We start from the raw sequence: 19,432 nt of genomic DNA on the forward strand, positions 1-19,432 counted from the left end.
GAGACAAGGAACACAGATGTTCGATACGAAGAAAGTTGAAATCCAGTGGGGCGGGCAGACCCTCACCCTGGAAACGGGCCGCGTTGCCCGTCAGGCCGACGGCGCGGTGCTCGCGACCCTCGGCGAGACCGTCGTCCTCTGCGCCGTCACGGCGGCGCGCAGCGTCAAGGAAGGACAGGACTTCTTCCCGCTGACTGTCCATTATCAGGAGAAGTATTTTTCGTCGGGTCGCATCCCCGGCGGCTTCTTCAAGCGCGAGCGCGGTGCCACCGAGAAGGAGACGCTGGTCTCCCGCCTCATCGACCGTCCGGTCCGCCCGCTCTTCCCGGAAGGTTTCTACAACGAGATCAACGTCATCGCCCAGGTGCTGAGCTATGACGGCGAGAACGAGCCCGATATCCTGGCGATGATCGCCGCCTCGGCCGCGCTCACCATCTCGGGCGTGCCCTTCATGGGCCCGATCGGCGCCGCCCGCGTCGGCTACAAGGACGGTGAGTATCAGCTCAACCCGACCGACGCCGACGTCGCCGCCGGCGATCTCGATCTGGTCGTCGCCGCCACCCATGACGCGGTGATGATGGTCGAATCCGAAGCCAAGGAGCTGTCGGAAGAGGTGATGCTCGGTGCCGTCATGTTCGCCCACAAGGCGAGCCAGGACGTCATCAAGGCGATCATCAAGCTGGCCGAGAAGTCGGCCAAGGATCCGTGGGAGATGGCGCCGCAGGCCGATCTGTCCGCCGCCAAGACCAAGCTCAAGAAGCTGGTCGGCAAGGACATCACCGCCGCCTACAAGCTGACCAACAAGTCGGCCCGATCGAGCGCCCTGAACGAGGCGCGCGCCAAGGCGAAGGCCGCCTTCGCCGACGCGACCCCGCAGGACCAGATGGCCGCGATCAAGCTCGTCAAGAAGCTCGAGGCCGAGATCGTCCGCACCGCGATCCTCAAGGAAGGCCGCCGCATCGACGGCCGCGACACCAGGACGGTCCGTCCGATCGTCGCGGAAGCGCACTTCCTGCCGCGTGCCCATGGCTCGGCGCTGTTCACCCGCGGCGAGACCCAGACGATCGCGACCTGCACGCTCGGCACCAAGGACGCCGAGCAGATGATCGACGGCCTGAACGGGCTGCGCTACGAGCATTTCATGCTCCACTACAACTTCCCGCCCTATTCGGTCGGCGAAGTGGGCCGCTTCGGCGCGCCGGGCCGTCGCGAAGTCGGCCATGGCAAGCTGGCGTGGCGTGCGCTGCACGCGGTGCTGCCGACCAAGGAGGAGTTCCCCTACACCATCCGTCTGACCTCGGACATCACCGAGTCGAACGGTTCGTCGTCGATGGCGACGGTGTGCGGCGGCAGCCTCGCGATGATGGACGCCGGCGTCCCGATCAAGCGCCCGGTCTCCGGCATCGCGATGGGTCTGATCCTCGAAGGCAAGGACTTCGCCGTGATCAGCGACATCCTCGGCGACGAGGATCATCTCGGCGACATGGACTTCAAGGTGGCCGGTACCTCGGAAGGCATCACCAGCCTTCAGATGGACATCAAGATCGCCGGCATCACCGAGGAGATCATGAAGGTCGCGCTGACCCAGGCCAAGGAAGGCCGCGCTCACATCCTGGGCGAGATGGCCAAGGCGCTGGATCACACCCGCAGCGAGCTGTCGGCACATGCGCCGCGGATCGAGACGATGTCGGTTCCCAAGGACAAGATCCGCGACATCATCGGCACCGGCGGCAAGATCATCCGCGAGATCGTCGCCACCACCGGCGCGAAGGTCGACATCGACGATGACGGCACCGTCAAGATCTCGTCGTCGGATACCGCGCAGATCGAGGCCGCGAAGAACTGGATCATCGGCATCGTCGCCGAGCCGGAAGTGGGCAAGATCTACACCGGCAAGGTCGTCAACCTCGTCGACTTCGGCGCGTTCGTGAACTTCATGGGCGGCAAGGACGGCCTCGTCCACGTCTCGGAGATCAAGAACGAGCGCGTCGAGAAGGTCGCCGACGTTCTGTCCGAAGGCCAGGAAGTCAAGGTCAAGGTCCTCGAGATCGACAATCGCGGCAAGGTCCGCCTGTCGATGCGCGTCGTCGACCAGGAGACCGGCGAGGAGCTGCCCGACACCCGCCCGCCCCGCGAGGAGCGTCCGCGCGGTGAGCGTGGCGACCGCGGTGATCGTGGTCCGCGCCGCGACGGCGACCGTCGCCGCGAAGGCGGCGATCGCGGCCCGCGCCGCGACCGGGGCGACCGTCCGCGCCGTGAGCGTTCGGAAGGCGGCGACGAGGGTCCCGCGCCCGATTTCGCGCCGGCCTTCCTGACCCGCGACGACGACTGATCGGTCGGCGCTTCAACACATGGAAAAGGGGAGCGGAAACGCTCCCCTTTTTCTTTATGCTCGCCCGATGACCCAAGAGGATCTCGTCCGTTACGTCCTGATCGGCGCGGCGATCGTGATCGCGTTGCTGATCCGCCTGCGCCGGATCGGGCGGTGGCAGCGGCTGCGGGCCGGGATGCTGTGGATCGTGCCCGCGATCTTCACGGGCCTCGCCGCGATGATCCTCTGGCAATTCCCGCCACACGGGCTGGAGTGGCTCTGGGTGGCGTTCGGCCTTGCGGCAGGCGGCTTCTTCGGCTGGCAGCGCGGACGGCTGGTCGAGATCCGGGTCGACCCCGGCAGCGGCCTGCTGCTCCAGCGCAACTCGCCCACCGCCTTCCTCTTCCTCGGCCTGCTGATCGTCGTCCGCTGGGCGCTACACGGTGCGGTCGGCCTGGCCGACGCGCGCTGGCACCTCGGCGCGATGCTCGTCAGCGACATCTTCATCGCCTTCGCGACCGGCGTCCTCGTCGCCTACCGCCTCGAGCTCTACTTGCGCGCACGCCGCCTGCCGGAGAGCCGCGAAGGCCGTTGAGAAGCTGCGTCCATGCCGGCTGAGCAAGCGAAACTTATCTGGTCCGCCTCTCCCTCAGGATGGCGGGGGAATTAAGCGCTCGGCGTTCTAGCCGTGCTTGCGTGGTTTCTTCGGTGGCGGCGCGCTCTTGACCACGCTCTTCACCGCGCAGCGCTGGCCACGGACGATGATCGTCGAGAAGCGATCGAAATCGCTCGTGCCGCGGGTCTCGAAGCCGATCGCGTTGGCGAAGGGCAGGTCCTGGCACGGCGCCATCAGCGTGGCGTGATACCATTGCCGGCCCATGCCCTGGAGGTAGAGGGCGTTGCGCCCGTCGGCCTGCCAATTGTCGATCGAGCCATGGTTGGCGAAGGGGATTCGCACCTCGGGCGAGCCCTTGGCGGCGACGGCGACGTCGGCCAGACCCGCGCCCGCGAGGAGCGCGCCGGCCAGTGCGAGGATGAGGGGCTTTTTCATGACCGCCACCATGCCATGGCGGCCCTGAACGGAGGCTGAGCGAAGCGGCTATTCGATATGAGCGCCATGCCGCCAGCCCATTTGCTCGGCATAATGGCGGCGGCACAGGGCGACATAGCGCTCGTTCCCGCCGACCTCGATCTGGGCACCCTGCTTGACCGCGAAGCCGTCGGCGTCGATCCGCAGGTTCATCGTCGCCTTGCGGCCGCAGGCGCAGATGCCCTTCAACTCGATCAGGTTGTCGGCAATGGCGAGCAGCGCCGCGCTGCCGGGGAACAGCTTCGCCTGGAAATCGCTGCGCAGCCCATAAGCGAGCACCGGGATGCCGAGCTCGTCGCACACGGCGGCGAGCTGGAACACCTGCGCGCGGGTCAGCCATTGCGCCTCGTCGACCAGAACGCAGTCGACCGGCCCCTCGGCGCGCTCGATCGAGATCTCCTCGAACAGGTCGGTTTCCTCGTCAATCGCGGTGGCGTGGCTGGCGAGGCCGATGCGCGAGGTGATCCGGCCCGGCTCGAACCGATCGTCGAACGCCGCGGTGAACAGCAGCGTGCGCATGCCGCGCTCGCGATAGTTGAAGTCGGCCTGGAGCAGCGTGGTCGACTTCCCCGCGTTCATCGCCGCATAATAGAAATAGAGCTTGGCCATCAGCCTCTATCCTAGCGCGTCGCGGGCCGGCGACAATCCATCCGGCGTGGCCGGATGGTGAACAATCCTTGCGTCAGTCGGCGTCTTGGTCGAGATCGCGGGCGATCGACGGATCGCGCAGCAATCGGTCGATATGGCTGCCCTCGTCGAAGCTTTCGTCGGCGAGAAATTTCAGCTTCGCCGCATATTTGGTGTTCACCCGCCGCGCCACCTCGCTCTGGAGGAAGGCGGTGTTGGTGCGCAGTGCCTTGATGACGATATCCTCGTCACCACCGAGCAGCGGCTTCACGAACACCGTCGCATGGCGCAGGTCGGGCGACATGCGCACCTCTGTCACCGACACCATGTGGCTGGCCAGCACGTCGTCATGCACGTCGCCGCGCATCAATATGTCGGACAGGGCGTGGCGCACCTGCTCGCCGACGCGGAGCAGGCGGACCGAGCGGCCTTCTGGGGTCTCGTTACGGCGCATGGCGCGGCCTTTCCAAAGGGTGCGTCACCCGGCGGAGGGCCGAGGTCTCAGGCGGCAGGAACGGGCCTGCGTGCAATCTCCCGAGATGCCGGCCTCCGCCGGGGTGACGCCTGACTCTTACAGCGTCCGCTCACGCTCCTCGACCTCGAACGTCTCGACGATGTCGCCGGGCTTGATGTCGGTCGTGGCTTCGAGCGTGATGCCGCACTCCAGGCCGGCGCGAACCTCGGGAACGTCGTCCTTGAAGCGGCGCAGCGACGCGATCGAGCCATTGTAGATGATGACGTCGTCGCGCATGACGCGGGCGCGCAGCTTCTGGCGGATATAGCCCTCGAGCACGAGCAGGCCGGCGGCCTTGCCGTGCTTGCCCGCCGAGAAGACTTCGCGGATCTCGGCGCGGCCGACGACATGCTCCAGATATTCGGGGCCGAGCTGGCCCGCCATCGCGGCGCGGATCTCGTCGAGCAGGTCGTAGATCACGTCATAATATTTGAGCGCGACCCCGTCCCGCGTGGCGATCTCGCGCGCCTTGGCGTTGGCGCGGACGTTGAAGCCGATGATCGGCGCCTTCGAGGCGGCCGCCAGGCTGACGTCGCTCTCGGTGATGCCGCCGACGCCCGCATGCAGGATGCGGACCTGGATCAGGTCGGTCGAGATCTTGTTGAGCGAGCCCACGATCGCTTCGACCGAGCCCTGGGCATCGGCCTTCACGACCACCGGATATTGCTGGGCCTTCTGCTCGCGCAGCGCCGAGAACATCGATTCGAGGCTGGCCGGGGCGGCGGTGGTCCGCTTCTGGTGGATCACGCCGGCGCGATAGGCCGCGACCTCGCGGGCGCGCGCCTCGTTCTCGACGACCGAGAGCTGGTCGCCCGCGCTCGGGACGCCCGACAGGCCGAGGATCTCGACCGGCAGCGACGGGCCCGCTTCCTTGATGTTGCGGCCCTTGTCGTCGATCAGCGCGCGGACCTTGCCGCTCTCGGCGCCGACGACGAAGATGTCGCCGACCTTGAGCGTGCCGCGGCCGACCAGGATCGTCGCGACGGCGCCGCGGCCCTTGTCGAGGGTGGCCTCGACCACGGTGCCTTCGGCGGCGCGATCGGGGTTGGCCTTGAGCTCGAGCAGTTCGGCCTGCAGCTCGATCTTCTCGATCAGCTCGTCGAGGCCGGTCTTCTTGAGCGCCGAGACCTCGACCTCCTGCACGTCGCCGCCCATGCTCTCGACCTGGACGTCGTGCTGTAGCAGCGCCTCGCGGACGCGCTGGGCGTTGGAGCCGGGCTTGTCCATCTTGTTGATCGCGATGATCATCGGGACGCCCGCCGCGCGGGTGTGGCTGATCGCCTCGATCGTCTGCGGACGCAGGCCATCGTCGCCGGCGACCACGATCACGACGATGTCGGTGATGTTCGCGCCGCGCGCGCGCATCTCGCTGAACGCCTCGTGGCCCGGGGTGTCGAGGAAGGTGATCTTGGCACCGCTCTTCACCTGCACCTGATAGGCGCCGATATGCTGGGTGATGCCGCCGGCCTCGCCGCTGGCGACGTCGGTGCCGCGCAGCGCGTCGAGCAGGCTGGTCTTGCCGTGGTCGACATGGCCCATGATCGTGACGACCGGCGGACGCGGCTGCAGCGTCTCCGCCGCATCGACGTCGTCGGAGGTGATCAGGTCGACGTCCGAATCCGACACGCGCTTGATGTTGTGGCCGAACTCGGTGACGAGCAGCTCGGCGGTGTCCTGGTCGATCGACTGGTTGACGGTGACGGGCATGCCCATCTTGAACAGCGCCTTGACCAGGTCGGCGCCGCGCTCGGCCATGCGGTTGGCGAGCTCGCCGACGGTGATCGTCTCCGGCACCGCGACGTCGCGAACCTGCTTCTGCTGGACGGTGCCGGCCTGGTGGGCGCGCTTGTCCTTCTCGCGGGCGCGCTTGAGCGCGGCGAGCGAGCGGGCGCGGGCGCCGCTGTCGTCGTCGAGCGCGCGGGTGACGGTCAGCTTGCCCGACTGGCGGCGATCGTCGCCCTTGCGGTCGCGCTGCTGCGGACGCGGCGGCTCGGGCCGCTTCGGGCTCGGAACCGGCGTGAAGCGACGCGGCGGCGGCATGGTGCTGCTGCTCGTGCGCGGAGCCTCCTCGGCGGTCTCGGCCGCGGCCGGGGCTTCCTCGCGCGGGGCTGTGGCGGCGGCTTCGGCCTCCGCGGCCGCGGTGGCGGCAGCCGCTGCGGCGGCGCGCTCGGCCTCTTCCTCGGCGCGGCGATTCTCTTCGGCGCGGCGGCGTTCCTCTTCGGTCGCCTCGGCCTTGGCGCGCTCCTCGCGGCGGCGCGTTTCCTCGAGCGCGGCCATGCGCGCTTCCTCGGCCTCGCGCAGCAGGCGCTCCTGCTGCTCGCGGCGCTCCAGCGGCGTCATCGGCCGGCCGGTGGGCGCCGGGGCCGGGGTGGGGCGCGGTGCGGCCGGAGCCTGCGCGGCGGGGGTGGGGGCCGGGGCGGGCGCCGCGGGCGCCGCCGCTGCGGTCTCCTCGGTCACCTGCGGCTCCGCCTCGCCCGGCCGGCCGGGCACGATGCGGCGGCGCTTGACCTCGACGACCACGGTGTTGGAGCGGCCATGGCTGAAGCTCTGCTTCACCTGGCCCGTCTCCACCGTGCGCTTGAGGCCCAGCGGTGCACGCATTCCCAGTTTCGGCTTGTCGTTGTCGCTCATCTGGTAACCGAACCCTTCACTTCAAATTTCCGTAGCGCCGATGGACCCTGCGGATCGGTTCCGCAAGGCTGAAGCGCTCTCCGAACGTCCTATGAAACCGCACCAGCGGCCCAAAGCGTCAGCAACGCGCGCGGCGGCAGCCGGCACGGTCACGCCGATATGTACCACATTGTCCCGCCCCAGCGCCATCGACAATATGGTGCGATCCGCCGGGATTACTACCCCGCGCAGGTCGCTGCCCTCCGCATCGCGGCCGACGCGAAGCGCCTGGTCGAGCTTGCGGTTGCCGTCTTCCGAGGCGTCCGCCGCGTGGAGCAGCAGCTGGACCTGCCCCCGGCGCGCGCCCTCGGCGATGCGGTCGGATCCGGTCAGCACCGCGCCGCCGCGCAGCTCCAGGCCGAGCCGGTCGAGCGCGGCGCGGCACAGGCCCTGCTCGATCCGCTCGGGCAGGTCGGCGGGGATGGTGATGTCGCCGGTCTTGAAGGCGCGGGCGAGCGCGCCCTTGAGCTTGCCTTTGGCGATCGCCGTCTCCAGCGCCGCGCGGTCGACGCCGATCCAGGCACCGCGTCCCGGCGCCTTGGCGCGCAGGTCGGGCAGCACCGAACCGTCGGGGGCGAGGGCGAGGCGGATCAGATCGGTGCGAGCGCCATGCGCGCCCGACAGGATGCATTTCCGTTCGGGAACTTGCTTGCCCGGCCGCCCCATGTCGGGGGCGGTCCCGGAAACCGGCGCTACCGCGTGCCGCTGCTCATCGTTTGCCATCCGCAGAAGCGACCTCCTGCGCAGGGCTTGCCGGGCGGTCGGCGATCAGGATGCCGCCGGCTCCGTAATTCTCGGTCGAGACTTCGATGATGTTCACCTGCACCGCGCTCGCCGGCTTGCCGAGATGCGCGCCGAGGGCCTTCGTCACGTCGGCGACGATGGCGGATTTCTGCGCACGGGTGGCGGTGCCGGCGATGCGGATGTCGACGAACGGCATTGGGCTCAGGCCTCGTCGGTGAACCAGTGGGCGCGGGCGGCCATGATGATCTCATTGCCCTGCTCTTCGCTCAGGCCATATTCGGCCAGGACGCCGCCCTTGTTCTCCTCGCGCTCGCCGCGCTCGGGGCGATCGCTGTTCTGGCGGCGGCGCTGCTCGGCGCGCTTCTTCTGGATCAGCTCGTCGGTCGCCAGGTCGGCGAGGTCGTCGAGCGTCTTGATCCCGGCCTTGCCGAGCGTGACCAGCATCGCCTCGGTCAGATAGGGCAGCTCGGCCAGAGCGTCCTCGACGCCCAGCGACCGGCGCTCCTCGCGGGCGGCGGCTTCGCGGCGGTCGAGCGCTTCCTGCGCGCGGCTCTGCAGCTCGGCGGCGAGTTCCTCGTCGAAGCCCTCGATCGAGGCGAGCTCGTCGAGCTCGACATAGGCGACTTCCTCGAGCGCGCCGAAGCCTTCGGCGACGAGCAGCTGGGCCAGCGTCTCGTCGACGTCCAGCTCGTTCTGGAACATCTCGCTGTTCTGGAGGAATTCCTTCTGGCGCTTCTCGCTGGCGTCGGCCTCGGTCAGGATGTCGATCGCCTTGCCGGTAAGCTGGCTGGCGAGGCGGACGTTCTGGCCGCGGCGGCCGATGGCGAGGCTGAGCTGATCGTCGGGAACGACCACCTCGATGCGCTCCTCCTCCTCGTCGATGACGACGCGCGAGACCTGCGCGGGCTGCAGCGCGTTGACGACGAAGGTCGCGGTGTCGGGCGACCAGGGGATGATGTCGATCTTCTCGCCCTGCATCTCCTGGACGACCGCCTGGACGCGGCTGCCCTTCATGCCGACGCAGGCGCCGACCGGATCGATCGAGCCATCATGGCTGATCACGCCGATCTTGGCGCGGCTGCCCGGGTCGCGGGCGGCCGCCTTGATCTCGATGATGCCGTCGTAGATCTCGGGCACTTCCTGCGCGAACAGCTTCTTCATGAACTCTGGATGCGCGCGGCTCAGGAAGATCTGCGGCCCGCGATTCTCGCGGCGGACGCTCAGGATCAGGCTGCGGACGCGATCGCCGACGCGGACCACCTCGCGCGGAATCTGCTGGTCGCGGCGGATGACGCCTTCGGCGCGGCCCAGGTCGACGACGACATGGCCGAACTCGACGCGCTTGACGACGCCGGTGATGATCTCGTTGGCGCGGTCCTTGAACTCTTCATACTGGCGCTCGCGCTCCGCATCGCGGACCTTCTGGAAGATCACCTGCTTGGCGGCCTGGGCGGCGATGCGGCCGAACTCGATCGGGGGCAGCGGGTCGACGATGAAGTCGCCGATCGCGGCGTCCTTCTGCAGCTTCTGCGCGTCGGCGACCGAGACCTGCTTGAAATAGTCGTCGACCTGCTCGACCACCTCGACGACGCGCCACAGCCGCATGTCGCCGGTCTTGCCGTCGATCTTCGCACGGATATCGTTCTCGGCGCCGTAGCGGGCGCGGGCGGCGCGCTGGATCGCGTCCTCCATCGCCTCGATCACGATCTCGCGATCGATCAGCTTTTCGCGCGCGACGGCGTCGGCGATCGCGAGCAGCTCGGCGCGGTTGGCGGAAATGGCGGTGGCCATGGCGACTTATCCTTCCAGTTGAATCTTGCCGGCGCCGCGACGCGGCGCATCTTCCACAATCTGATCGACGCCCTCGGTCGAGAGCGGCGCGGTGGCCTTGATGAGAGCGTCGGTCAGGATCAGCTTCGCGCTGGCGATCTGCGCCAGCGGCACCGTCACCTCACCCAGCTTGTTTACACCCAGCGTCACCGAGTCGCCATTGCTGGCGACGATGCGCCCGTCGAACTGCTTGCGGCCGTCGAGCGGCGCGGCCAGCTTGACGCGGGCGTCGAAGCCCGACCAGTCGGCCCAGTCCTTGACGCGGGTCAGCGGCCGGTCGATCCCCGGCGAGCTCACTTCGAGCCTATAGGCGTCCTCGATCGGGTCGAGCTCGTCGAACTTGTCGGAGATGCGCCGCGACAGGGCTTCGCAATCGGCGATGTCGAGCTGGCGGGTATCGGGTCTTTCGGCCATCACCTGCAGCGTCGGATCGCTCTTGCCCCCGAAGAAGGCGACGCGCACGAGGTCGAGGCCGAGGGCCTTGGCCTCCGGCTCGATCAACTTCGTCAGCGCGGCGATGTCCGCCATTCCAGCTCCCGTTCGAAACGCAGCACTTCTTGCGCCGGAAGCTTCCGCAACCGGCCTCGGCAAAGTTTCCAATGTCGAGAAGTAGGGGCGATATAGGCCAAGACTCCGGACAGGGCAATATCCGATCGGGGAAAGGCCGACTTTGGTCGAATGTCTGGTCCGCCGCCGGGAAAGCCGCGCTTCGGTTAGTCCTTCGCTAACCACTATCCCTTTACGGCGCCCCGCAATGGATGGTCGAACGCCTTTAACCCTGGCCCAGATCGGTATGGTCGTCGCGGTGATGCTCGGTCTCGCTTTCGCGCCCCCGGCGCGCGGGCGGATGCTGCTGGTGCCGCTGTCGACACGCGCGGCGGCGATGTTGCCGGCGGCGGCGGTCGACGGGGGAGCGAGGCTGCTCGGGGTGGGGCCGTTTCGCGGATCGCTGGTCATTGTCGCCGATCGAAAGCGGCTCGGGGGTGTGTCGTTGGCCGACGGCATGATCATCCTGTCGGCACCTCCCTTGTTGTGCGGTGCTGCCGAGGCGAAGGGGCAGGTGACATGAGAGTGGTCGAACTGGACGAACTGCGTATGCGGGGCATCCGGCTGATCACCTTGTGCAGCCTTGGTTTCAGCGCGTTGCTGGGGCTGGCGATGCTGGCGGGCATGATCCGCTCCGACACGTCGGCCTTCCTCCTTTCCGTACTCGTCAACATCCTGCCGAGCTGGGTCGTGCTGCGCCGCCGTTTCGACGGCCATGCGCGGATGATCATCGGCGTGCTGGCCGCCGTCCAGCCCGCGATCCTCGTCTATATGTTGCAGGGTCATCGCTGGCAGATGGACATGCACATGTATTTCTTCGTCGCGCTCGCCGCGCTGACGATCATGTGCGACTGGCGCCCTATCGTGCTGGCCTCCGGCCTGGTCGCCATCCATCACCTGCTGTTCGACTATGCGGCGCCGCATTGGGTGTTCGCAGGCGGCGGCGACCTGTTGCGGGTCGCGATCCACGCCATCGCCGTCGTGCTGCAATGCGCCATGCTGATTCATGTCACCGGCCAGTTGCGGACGCTGCTGCTCGACCAGGGGCAGGCCCGCTTCGACAGCGATCGCCTCGCTCGCGAGGCCGAGGCCGCGATGATCGAGGCGCGGGTAGCGCAGAAGGCGGCCGAGGAGGCGCTCGCCGCCACCGCCGATGCCGAGGCACGTGCCGCTGCCGAGCGCAACCTGCGCCAGGAAAGCGAGGAGGCAGCCAGCGCCGCGCGGGCGCGCGACCTGCTGGCGCTGGCCGAGCAGTTCGAAGGATCGGTCCAGCTGGTGGTCAGCTCGGTGGGCTCGGCGGCGGCGCAGCTCGAGACGACCGCCGCTTCGCTCAGCGAGCTTGCCAATGACAGCGGCCGGCAGAGTGCCGCCGTGGCCGAACGCGCCGCCCGCGCATCGGACGCGGCGCGCGCCGTTGCCGGCAGCGTCGCCCAACTGTCCACCTCGATCGCAGGAATCGCGGCGAGCGTCGACCGGCAGGCCGAGCTCGGCGCCCGCGCGCGGGCCAATTCGGCGACCGGCGACCAGGCGGTGCGCGCCCTGTCGGGGCGCGCCACCGACATCGGCGAGTTTACCGGGCGTATCCAGGCGATCGCCCGGCACACCAACCTGCTCGCGCTCAACGCGACGATCGAAGCTGCCCGGGCGGGCGTCGCGGGGCAGGGTTTCGCCGTGGTCGCGACCGAGGTTAAGACGCTTGCCGGCCAATGCGCCCGGGCGACGTCGGAGATCAGCGCATTGATCGATGGCGTCCATGCCGGCGCCCGCATCGCCGAAGGTTCGCTGGGCGACGTTTCGCGCGTCGTCGAGGAGTTGGCCGTCGCGGCGATGCGGATTCGCGAAATGCTGTCCGAACAGCGGCGCACCGCCGAGATGCTCGAAGCCAATGCGCAGAGCACCGCCGAAGGTGCCGACGAGATGGCCGACCGCATCGGCAAGGTCGCCGAGGTCGCCAACGAGGCGGGCAAGCTGTCGAGCCAGGTGCGCGGCGCGGCGGGCGACCTGCTCGGCCAGGCGATGAGCCTGAAGCAGGCAACGCAGAGCTTCGTGCAGCAGCTACGGGTGGCGTAGTTTTTGTCAGCGCCTCAGGCGCCGGCGTGCGCATCCGCGCACTTGGCTTCCCTCGGATAAGCTCGGGCGCGCGTTCGCGCTTGCGGAGCCCTGTCGGGCTCCGACGCAGAACTCATGCGGTGGAACGGGACGCGTAGCGTCCCGCAAGGATCGAAGCCGGTCCGCGGACTGCCGGGGGCAGTCCGTAGGCGGAGATCGGCTCGCAAAGCGAGCCGTGGCGGCCGCCCGAGCTTATGCGAGGAAAGCCAAGCCGGGCGGATGCCCGGCGCCCGGCGCTTGAGGGCCAAACAAACTAAGCGGCCAGCTTCATCTCCATCCGGTCCCAGATCTCCAGCAGCGCCTGGGTCAGCTCGCGCATCATTTCCTCGCTGTGCGCGGGGCCCGGCGTGAAGCGCAGCCGCTCGGTACCGCGCGGCACGGTCGGATAATTGATCGGCTGCACATAGACGCCATATTCGGCGAGGAGGATGTCCGAGACCTTCTTGGCCTTGACCGGATCGCCCACCATCAGCGGGACGATGTGCGTGTTGGTGTTCATCACCGGCAGGCCGGCCTCGGCGAACAGCCGCTTGAGGGTTGCGGCAGCGGCCTGCTGGCCGTCGCGCTCTTCCGACGATTGCTTGAGATGCTTGACGCTGGCAAGCGCGCCCGCGACCAGCACCGGCGACAGCGAGGTGGTGAAGATGAAGCCGGGCGCATAGGAGCGGATCACGTCGATGATCATCTGGTCGGCGGCGATATAGCCGCCCATCACGCCAAAGGCCTTGCCCAGCGTACCTTCGATCACGGTCAGCCGCTTCGCCGCCGCGTCGCGATCGGAAATGCCGCCGCCGCGCGGGCCGTACATGCCGACGGCATGGACCTCGTCGAGATAGGTCAGCGCATTATATTTGTCGGCCAGGTCGCAGATCGCGTGGATCGGGGCGACGTCGCCGTCCATCGAATAGACGCTCTCGAACGCGATCAGCTTGGGCGCCTCGGGGTCCTCGGCGGCCAGCAGCTCCTCGAGATGCTCGAGGTCGTTGTGGCGGAACACGCGCTTTTCGCAGCCCGAATTGCGGATGCCCGCGATCATCGAGGCGTGGTTGAGCTCGTCCGAGAAGATGATGCAGCCGGGCAGCACCTTGGCGAGCGTCGACAGCGTCGCTTCGTTGGAGACGTAGCCCGAGGTGAAGAGCAGCGCGCCCTCCTTCTCGTGAAGATCGGCCAGCTCGCTTTCGAGGTCGACGTGATAATGGGTGTTGCCGCCGATGTTGCGGGTGCCGCCCGAACCGGCGCCGACATCGTGGAGGGCCTCCTCCATCGCAGCGATCACCTTGGGGTGCTGGCCCATCGCCAGATAGTCGTTCGAACACCAGACGGTGACCGGCTTCGGCCCGTTATGACCGGCAAAGCAGCGCGCGTTGGGGAACATGCCCTTGTTGCGGAGGATGTCGATGAAAACCCGGTAACGGCCTTCGGCGTGCAGGCGGTCGATCGCCTGGGTGAATACGCGCTGGTAATCCAAGAGCCTTGCTCCACAGTGCCCCGCTTTGCCAAGGGGCTGAATCGGGTGCCTTTTACGGCCTGGCCTCGCCAAAAGCCAGTGCGAACGATTCCCAATAGTCCCTGCCGGAAAATCCCGTCTGCCGGTCACAGGATCGATATGGTGGCGAGTCCACGCGCCGCAAGCCCGGTCCGCAACGCGTCGCCGACGTCGAGCGGGGCGGTGAACACCGCTTCGCCCTTCGGCAGAGCGGGCCAGTCCTGCCCTTCGGTCAGATAGGCGACGCGCCGGGCGATGCCGGGGCCGCCGTCGACGAAACGCAGCGGTCGCGGCGCGGCGGCGGCGAGTTCGGCCTCGACCAGCGGGAAATGGGTGCAGGCGAGCACCACCGTGTCGATCCGGTCGCCACCCGGCTGGCCGAGCAGACCGTCGAGCACGGCGCGATAGGCGGCCGGGTCGGTCGGCTCGCCGCGCAGCTTCGCCTCGGCCAGTTCGACGAGCCGCGCCGAACCGTGGCGCAGCACCAGGCAATCGGCCGCGAAGCGGGCCGACAGGTCGTCGACATAGGGCTGGCGGACGGTGGCGTCGGTGCCGAGCACGCCGATCGCGCGCGCCGCCGACTGCTCGGCGGCGGGCTTGATCGCGGGTACCGTACCGACGATCGGCAGGTCGAGCGCGGCGCGCACGGCGGCCAGCGCGATCGTCGAAGCGGTGTTGCAGGCGATCACCACCAGCCGCGGGCGGTAGCGTTCGACCAGCCGGCCGAGCAGCGCGGGAACGCGCGCGGCGATCTCGGCTTCGGTCCGGATGCCATAGGGAAAGCCCCCATTGTCCGCCGCATAGACATAGGCGGCATGCGGCAGCAGAGCGCGGGTCGGGGCAAGGACCGAAAGCCCCCCTACACCGGAATCGAACATCAGGATCGGGCGGTCGTCGGCCATCGCGTCTCACTTAGGATGGTGCAGGGACGCTCGCAACAGCGACGCACGCTGCGAGCGGACATCGTACCGTTTCCGTAACTTTGTGCATTAGTGCGTGTTGCGCCAAGGGGCGCTTCGATTATGCTGTAGCCGCCATCTGGGAGAAGCCGTCGTTCATGCCGTCTGTGACCACCTTTCTGTTGCCGATCGGGGCCTATCTGCTCGGTTCGATCCCGTTCGGGATCGTATTGACGCGGCTCGGTGGCGCCGGCGACCTGCGCCAGATCGGCTCGGGTAACATTGGCGCGACCAACGTTCTGCGCACGGGCCGCAAGGGGCTCGCGGCGGCGACCCTGCTGCTCGACGGCGGCAAGGGCGCGGCGGCCGTGCTGATCGCGCAGATGGTGCAGCCGGACATGGCGCTGTGGGCAGGCGCCGCTGCGTTCATCGGTCATCTCTACCCGGTCTGGTTGAAGTTCGACGGTGGCAAGGGGGTGGCGACGATGCTCGGCATCTCGCTCGCCGCCTGGTGGCCAGCCGGCGTCGCTTTCGCGGTCGTCTGGCTGGCGATGCTGGCGCTCACGCGGCGCTCGTCGGTCGGCGGACTCTCGGGCGCCGTGGCCGCACCGATCGCGGCAGCGGCGGGGGGGCAACCCGATGCGGTGCTGGTGATGCTAGGCATGGCGCTGTTCGTCGTCTGGAAGCATCGCGGCAACATCACGCGCCTGCTCGACGGCACCGAGCCCAGGGTCGGCGAGCGCTGATCCGGATAGCCGATCTGGACGAGGGCGAACGCCTTGCCCGGCTGCGGCTGGTTCGCACGCCCCGTATCGGTCCGGTCGCCTATTCGCAGCTGATCCGCCGCTTCGGTAGCGGGATCGAGGCCCTGGCGGCCTTGCCTGCTCTCGCCCGGCGAGGGGGCGGTGCGCTGCCCGCTATCCCACCGCAGGCTGCCGCCGAGACGGAGGTTGGCTTTGTCGCGCGATTGGGCGCGCGCCATCTTTTCCGGGGAGAGGCCGGCTATCCGGTATTGCTCGATCGGATCGATACGGCGCCTCCTGTGCTGATCGTCCGGGGAGACATTGGCCTGTTCGATCGCCGCACGGTCGCGATCGTCGGTGCGCGCAACGCCAGCGGCGCCGCGATCCGTTTCGCACGAACCTTGGCGCATGACCTTGGAGAGGCAGGGTGGCTGGTCGTATCGGGCCTGGCGCGGGGGATCGATACCGCGGCGCATGCGGGATCGATCGCCACCGGCACTGCGGCGGTCATCGCCGGCGGCATCGATGTCGTCTATCCGCCGGAGAATGCGGCGTTGCAGGAGGCGATCGCCGACCGTGGCCTGCTGGTCGCCGAACAGCCACCGGGGATCGAGCCGCGTGCGCGGCACTTCCCCTATCGCAACCGGATCATCGCCGGCATTGCGGCGGGCACGGTCGTAGTTGAGGCGGCGCCGAAATCGGGATCCCTGATCACCGCGCGCCTCGCTGCCGAGTTCGGACGCGAGGTAATGGCGGTACCCGGATCGCCGCTCGACCCGCGCGCGCAGGGCTGCAACCTCCTCATCCGCGAGGGTGCCACCCTGATCCAGTCCGCGGCCGACATTGCGGAAGCGCTAAGTCCGATCGCCGGTGTCGCCGCCCGGCCCAGCGAGGCCTTCGCTCCGGTTCCCCCACCGGCCGAGGCGGACGAGCCGGCGCGTGCCATGCTGGCGGGTCTGCTGGGGCCGGTGCCGCTGCCCGTCGACGAACTGATCCGGCAGAGCGGGGTGCCCGCCGCCATGGTGCAGATGGTGCTGCTCGAATTCGAACTGGCCGGCAGGCTCGATCGCCATGCCGGCGGCCGGGTCAGCCTGATCGCCTCTTGACGACTCTTCGGCGTCCTATCCACCCTCGTACGTGTACGCATGCGTAAGAGGACAGCCTGAATCGCCATGAAGCTCGTCGTCGTCGAATCCCCCGCCAAGGCCAAGACCATCGAAAAATATCTGGGGCCGGGCCATCGCGTCCTCGCCTCCTATGGCCATGTCCGCGACCTGCCGGCCAAGGACGGATCGGTCGATCCCGACAACGGCTTCGCGATGGAGTGGGAGGCCTATGCCGACAAGACCCGCCAGCTGAAGGCGATCGCCGACGAGGCGAAGGGCGCCGACACGCTGATCCTCGCCACCGACCCCGATCGCGAGGGGGAGGCGATCAGCTGGCATGTCAAGGAAGTGCTGGGCAAGCGCCGCGCGCTGCCGAAGGACGTGCGCCGCGTCACCTTCAACGCGATCACCAAGGCCGCCGTCACGGAGGCGATGGAGAATCCCCGCGACCTGGACGAGGATCTGATCGACGCCTATCGCGCCCGCCGCGCGCTCGACTATCTGGTCGGCTTCACCTTGTCGCCGGTGCTGTGGCGCAAGCTGCCCGGCGCCAAGTCGGCCGGCCGCGTCCAGTCGGTGGCATTGCGTCTCGTCGTCGACCGCGAGCGCGAGATCGAGCTGTTCAAGCCGCAGGAATATTGGTCCGTCACCGCCGACATGGAGCATGACGGCATCGGTTTCCTGACCCGGCTGGTCCGCTGGAAGGGGCAGAAGATCGATCGGCTGACGATCGGCAACGGCAAGGATGCCGAAGCCGCCAAGGCCGATGTCGAGGCCGGCCGCTTCACCGTCGCCAGCGTCGAGACCAAGCCGCTCACCCGCAACCCGCCGCCGCCCTTCACCACCTCCACGCTGCAGCAGGAGGCCGCTCGCAAGCTCGGCTTCTCGGCCAGCCACACGATGCGGATCGCCCAGGCGCTCTATGAGGACGGCGCGATCACCTACATGCGGACCGACGGCGTGCAGATGGACGGCAGCGCCATCTCCGCCGCGCGCGGCGCGATCGCCAATCGCTACGACGCCTCCTACGTGCCCGACAAGCCGCGCCAGTACAGCGCCAAGGCCAAGAACGCGCAGGAAGCGCACGAGGCGATCCGCCCGACCGATTTCTCGCGCGATCGCGCCGGCAGCGGCGACCATGCACGGCTCTACGACCTGATCTTCAAGCGTGCGCTGGCCAGCCAGATGGCGTCGGCACGACTCGAGCGCACCACCGTCGACCTAGTCGACGGCACCGGCCAGCACGCGCTGCGCGCGACCGGTCAGGTCGTCCTCTTCCCCGGCTATCTCGCGCTCTACGAGGAAGGACGCGACGACGAGACTGACGAGGACAGCCGCCGCCTGCCGCGGATGAAGGAGGGCGACAGCCCAGCCAAGAAGAAGGTCGACGCCGAGCAGCACTTCACCCAGCCGCCGCCGCGCTACTCGGAGGCGAGCCTGGTCAAGAAGATGGAGGAACTTGGCATCGGCCGGCCGTCGACCTATGCGTCGATCCTCCAGACGCTCAAGGACCGCGACTATGTCTCGGTCGAGAAGAACCGCTTCATCCCGAACGAGAGCGGGCGCCTGGTCACCAGCTTCCTCGAACGCTTCTTCGAACGCTATGTCAGCTACGACTATACGGCGCATCTCGAAGAGGAGCTCGACGACGTCTCGGGCGGCCGCGCCGGCTGGCAGCAGGTGCTCGAGGCCTTCTGGAAGGATTTCAAGCCCAAGACGGCTGAGGTGATGGAGCAGAAGCCGTCGGAGGTCACCGCGGCGCTCGACGAGTTCCTCGCGCCCTATCTCTTCCCCGACAAGGGCGACGGTACCGATCCGCGGCTCTGTCCGGTCTGCCAGGAGGGGCGGCTGTCGCTGCGCGGCGGGCGCTTCGGGGCGTTCATCGCCTGCTCCAACTATCCTGAGTGCAAGTTCACCCGCCGCTTCGCGCAGGCGGGAGCCGCGAACGACGGCGCCGATGCGGGGCCGGTGGTGATCGGCACCGATCCGGCGACCGGGCTCGAAGTATCGAAGCGGGCGGGGCGGTTCGGGCCCTATATCCAGCTCGGCGAGGGCAAGGACGCCAAGCGTTCGTCGATCCCGAAGGACGTGCCAGGCGAGGATCTCGACCTCGGCTGGGCGCTCAAGCTGCTGTCGCTGCCGCGCCTGATCGGCCCGCACCCCGAGACGGGGCACCCGATCACCGCCTCGATCGGCCGCTTCGGCCCCTATCTGGCCCATGACGGCAAATATGCCCGGCTGGGATCGACCGCCGAGGTGTTCGAGACCGGCATGAACGCCGCCGTCGTCAAGCTCGCCGAGGCGGCCAATGGTGGCGGGCGCCAGCGCGGCAAGGCCGAGCCACTCAAGACCTTCGGCGCCAGCCCGGTGACGGGAAACGAGGTTAAGCTGATGGCGGGCCGCTTCGGCCCCTATGTCACCGATGGCGAGACCAACGCGACCCTGCCGAAGACCGCGAATCCCGACGATCTCACGGCTGAAGCCGCGCTCGAACTGCTCGCCGCCCGCGCGGCGAAGGGCCCGCCGGCCAAGGGCAAGAAGAAGGCGCCGGCGAAGAAGGCTCCAGCAAAGAAGGCCGCGCCGAAGAAGTAGCGATCAAGAACAAAATCTCTCCCTCCCCTTCAGGGGAGGGATGCAAGGGTTGGGGTACGGAGTGAAGGGGCTCGATGCCCCTTCACGAAGTTCTACGCGACGAACGAAGCAGGCTCGCTGCGCTCGCCACCCACCCCTTCCCCCTCCCTTGAAAGGGAGGGGCTT

17 protein-coding genes are annotated in these 19,432 nt (G+C 68.2%); 7 read left to right on the plus strand and 10 right to left on the minus strand.

Features of this window, described 5'->3' with window-relative positions; translation table 11 throughout:
• Nucleotides 1-16 precede the first annotated feature (16 nt).
• Nucleotides 17-2,332 (plus strand): polyribonucleotide nucleotidyltransferase, encoded by a 2,316-nt coding sequence (gene pnp, locus B5X82_RS05070; protein WP_079647026.1) that lies wholly within the window; start codon nucleotides 17-19, stop codon nucleotides 2,330-2,332.
• Between the two features lie 67 nt (nucleotides 2,333-2,399).
• Entirely contained in the window at nucleotides 2,400-2,906 is a 507-nt protein-coding gene (locus B5X82_RS05075) for a cytochrome c biogenesis protein CcdC (protein WP_079647027.1), read from the plus strand.
• Nucleotides 2,907-2,993: 87 nt separating this feature from the next.
• On the opposite strand, the gene B5X82_RS05080 is transcribed toward B5X82_RS05075, so the two are convergent.
• From B5X82_RS05080 to rimP, 8 genes are all read right to left on the minus strand, one after another.
• On the minus strand, nucleotides 2,994-3,362 hold the full coding sequence (locus B5X82_RS05080; RefSeq protein WP_079647332.1) for a DUF6491 family protein: 369 nt from the start codon (nucleotides 3,360-3,362) through the stop codon (nucleotides 2,994-2,996).
• A gap of 48 nt (nucleotides 3,363-3,410) precedes the next feature.
• The gene (locus B5X82_RS05085) at nucleotides 3,411-4,010 is read right to left on the minus strand and encodes a thymidine kinase (protein WP_079647028.1); all 600 of its coding nucleotides are present in this window, start codon (nucleotides 4,008-4,010) and stop codon (nucleotides 3,411-3,413) included.
• A 73-nt stretch (nucleotides 4,011-4,083) separates the two neighbouring features.
• The gene (gene rbfA, locus B5X82_RS05090) at nucleotides 4,084-4,482 is read right to left on the minus strand and encodes a 30S ribosome-binding factor RbfA (protein WP_079647029.1); all 399 of its coding nucleotides are present in this window, start codon (nucleotides 4,480-4,482) and stop codon (nucleotides 4,084-4,086) included.
• Between the two features lie 117 nt (nucleotides 4,483-4,599).
• Nucleotides 4,600-7,173, minus strand: a complete 2,574-nt coding sequence (infB, locus tag B5X82_RS05095) for a translation initiation factor IF-2 (RefSeq protein ID WP_079647030.1) — start codon at nucleotides 7,171-7,173, stop codon at nucleotides 4,600-4,602.
• 21 nt (nucleotides 7,174-7,194) lie between these two features.
• Nucleotides 7,195-7,935 (minus strand): DUF448 domain-containing protein, encoded by a 741-nt coding sequence (locus B5X82_RS05100; RefSeq protein ID WP_079647031.1) that lies wholly within the window; start codon nucleotides 7,933-7,935, stop codon nucleotides 7,195-7,197.
• Complete coding sequence (locus B5X82_RS05105; RefSeq protein ID WP_012050002.1) at nucleotides 7,922-8,152, minus strand: tautomerase family protein; 231 nt, start codon at nucleotides 8,150-8,152, stop codon at nucleotides 7,922-7,924. Before B5X82_RS05105 ends, B5X82_RS05100 begins: the two co-directional genes overlap by 14 nt.
• Nucleotides 8,153-8,157: 5 nt before the next feature.
• Nucleotides 8,158-9,747 carry a transcription termination factor NusA gene (gene nusA / locus B5X82_RS05110; RefSeq protein WP_079647032.1) on the minus strand — a complete coding sequence of 530 codons (1,590 nt, stop codon included), beginning with the start codon at nucleotides 9,745-9,747 and terminating at the stop codon, nucleotides 8,158-8,160.
• A gap of 6 nt (nucleotides 9,748-9,753) precedes the next feature.
• Complete coding sequence (gene rimP / locus B5X82_RS05115) at nucleotides 9,754-10,314, minus strand: ribosome maturation protein RimP (protein ID WP_079647033.1); 561 nt, start codon at nucleotides 10,312-10,314, stop codon at nucleotides 9,754-9,756.
• A 226-nt stretch (nucleotides 10,315-10,540) separates the two neighbouring features.
• Between rimP and B5X82_RS05120 the strand changes: the two genes are divergently transcribed.
• Both B5X82_RS05120 and B5X82_RS05125 read left to right on the plus strand, forming a co-directional pair.
• Nucleotides 10,541-10,855: a hypothetical protein gene (locus B5X82_RS05120; protein WP_079647034.1), complete on the plus strand. Its 315-nt coding sequence runs from the start codon at nucleotides 10,541-10,543 to the stop codon at nucleotides 10,853-10,855.
• Entirely contained in the window at nucleotides 10,852-12,402 is a 1,551-nt protein-coding gene (locus tag B5X82_RS05125) for a methyl-accepting chemotaxis protein (protein WP_139385028.1), read from the plus strand. Before B5X82_RS05120 ends, B5X82_RS05125 begins: the two co-directional genes overlap by 4 nt.
• 292 nt (nucleotides 12,403-12,694) lie before the next feature.
• Here the strand turns inward: B5X82_RS05125 and hemA are convergent, their stop codons facing one another.
• Nucleotides 12,695-13,909 carry a 5-aminolevulinate synthase gene (gene hemA, locus B5X82_RS05130; protein WP_079647036.1) on the minus strand — a complete coding sequence of 405 codons (1,215 nt, stop codon included), beginning with the start codon at nucleotides 13,907-13,909 and terminating at the stop codon, nucleotides 12,695-12,697.
• Nucleotides 13,910-14,034: 125 nt separating this feature from the next.
• On the minus strand, nucleotides 14,035-14,829 hold the full coding sequence (murI, locus tag B5X82_RS05135; protein WP_079647037.1) for a glutamate racemase: 795 nt from the start codon (nucleotides 14,827-14,829) through the stop codon (nucleotides 14,035-14,037).
• Between the two features lie 155 nt (nucleotides 14,830-14,984).
• Between murI and plsY the strand changes: the two genes are divergently transcribed.
• The 3 genes from plsY to topA all read left to right on the plus strand — a co-directional run bounded on the left by plsY (nucleotide 14,985) and on the right by topA (nucleotide 19,267).
• Entirely contained in the window at nucleotides 14,985-15,572 is a 588-nt protein-coding gene (gene plsY / locus B5X82_RS05140) for a glycerol-3-phosphate 1-O-acyltransferase PlsY (protein WP_079647038.1), read from the plus strand.
• 5 nt (nucleotides 15,573-15,577) lie between these two features.
• Entirely contained in the window at nucleotides 15,578-16,675 is a 1,098-nt protein-coding gene (gene dprA / locus B5X82_RS05145; RefSeq protein WP_079647333.1) for a DNA-processing protein DprA, read from the plus strand.
• A gap of 66 nt (nucleotides 16,676-16,741) precedes the next feature.
• Nucleotides 16,742-19,267, plus strand: coding sequence for a type I DNA topoisomerase (gene topA / locus B5X82_RS05150; RefSeq protein WP_079647039.1), 2,526 nt, complete (start codon nucleotides 16,742-16,744; stop codon nucleotides 19,265-19,267).
• The last annotated feature ends 165 nt before the right edge of the window (nucleotides 19,268-19,432 follow it).

It is taken from the genome of Rhizorhabdus histidinilytica (genome assembly GCF_900167915.1).
In the GTDB taxonomy this organism is placed as follows: Bacteria; Pseudomonadota; Alphaproteobacteria; order Sphingomonadales; family Sphingomonadaceae; genus Rhizorhabdus; species Rhizorhabdus histidinilytica.

Excerpts from the sequence above, each read along its gene's own strand:
- pnp (WP_079647026.1), top strand. The coding sequence starts at position 17 with ATGTTCGATACGAAGAAAGTTGAAATCCAGTGGGGCGGGCAGACCCTC.
- B5X82_RS05075 (WP_079647027.1), top strand. The coding sequence starts at position 2,400 with ATGACCCAAGAGGATCTCGTCCGTTACGTCCTGATCGGCGCGGCGATC.
- B5X82_RS05080 (WP_079647332.1), bottom strand. The coding sequence starts at position 3,362 with ATGAAAAAGCCCCTCATCCTCGCACTGGCCGGCGCGCTCCTCGCGGGC.
- B5X82_RS05085 (WP_079647028.1), bottom strand. The coding sequence starts at position 4,010 with ATGGCCAAGCTCTATTTCTATTATGCGGCGATGAACGCGGGGAAGTCG.
- rbfA (WP_079647029.1), bottom strand. The coding sequence starts at position 4,482 with ATGCGCCGTAACGAGACCCCAGAAGGCCGCTCGGTCCGCCTGCTCCGC.
- infB (WP_079647030.1), bottom strand. The coding sequence starts at position 7,173 with ATGAGCGACAACGACAAGCCGAAACTGGGAATGCGTGCACCGCTGGGC.
- B5X82_RS05100 (WP_079647031.1), bottom strand. The coding sequence starts at position 7,935 with ATGGCAAACGATGAGCAGCGGCACGCGGTAGCGCCGGTTTCCGGGACC.
- B5X82_RS05105 (WP_012050002.1), bottom strand. The coding sequence starts at position 8,152 with ATGCCGTTCGTCGACATCCGCATCGCCGGCACCGCCACCCGTGCGCAG.
- nusA (WP_079647032.1), bottom strand. The coding sequence starts at position 9,747 with ATGGCCACCGCCATTTCCGCCAACCGCGCCGAGCTGCTCGCGATCGCC.
- rimP (WP_079647033.1), bottom strand. The coding sequence starts at position 10,314 with ATGGCGGACATCGCCGCGCTGACGAAGTTGATCGAGCCGGAGGCCAAG.
- B5X82_RS05120 (WP_079647034.1), top strand. The coding sequence starts at position 10,541 with ATGGATGGTCGAACGCCTTTAACCCTGGCCCAGATCGGTATGGTCGTC.
- B5X82_RS05125 (WP_139385028.1), top strand. The coding sequence starts at position 10,852 with ATGAGAGTGGTCGAACTGGACGAACTGCGTATGCGGGGCATCCGGCTG.
- murI (WP_079647037.1), bottom strand. The coding sequence starts at position 14,829 with ATGGCCGACGACCGCCCGATCCTGATGTTCGATTCCGGTGTAGGGGGG.
- plsY (WP_079647038.1), top strand. The coding sequence starts at position 14,985 with ATGCCGTCTGTGACCACCTTTCTGTTGCCGATCGGGGCCTATCTGCTC.
- topA (WP_079647039.1), top strand. The coding sequence starts at position 16,742 with ATGAAGCTCGTCGTCGTCGAATCCCCCGCCAAGGCCAAGACCATCGAA.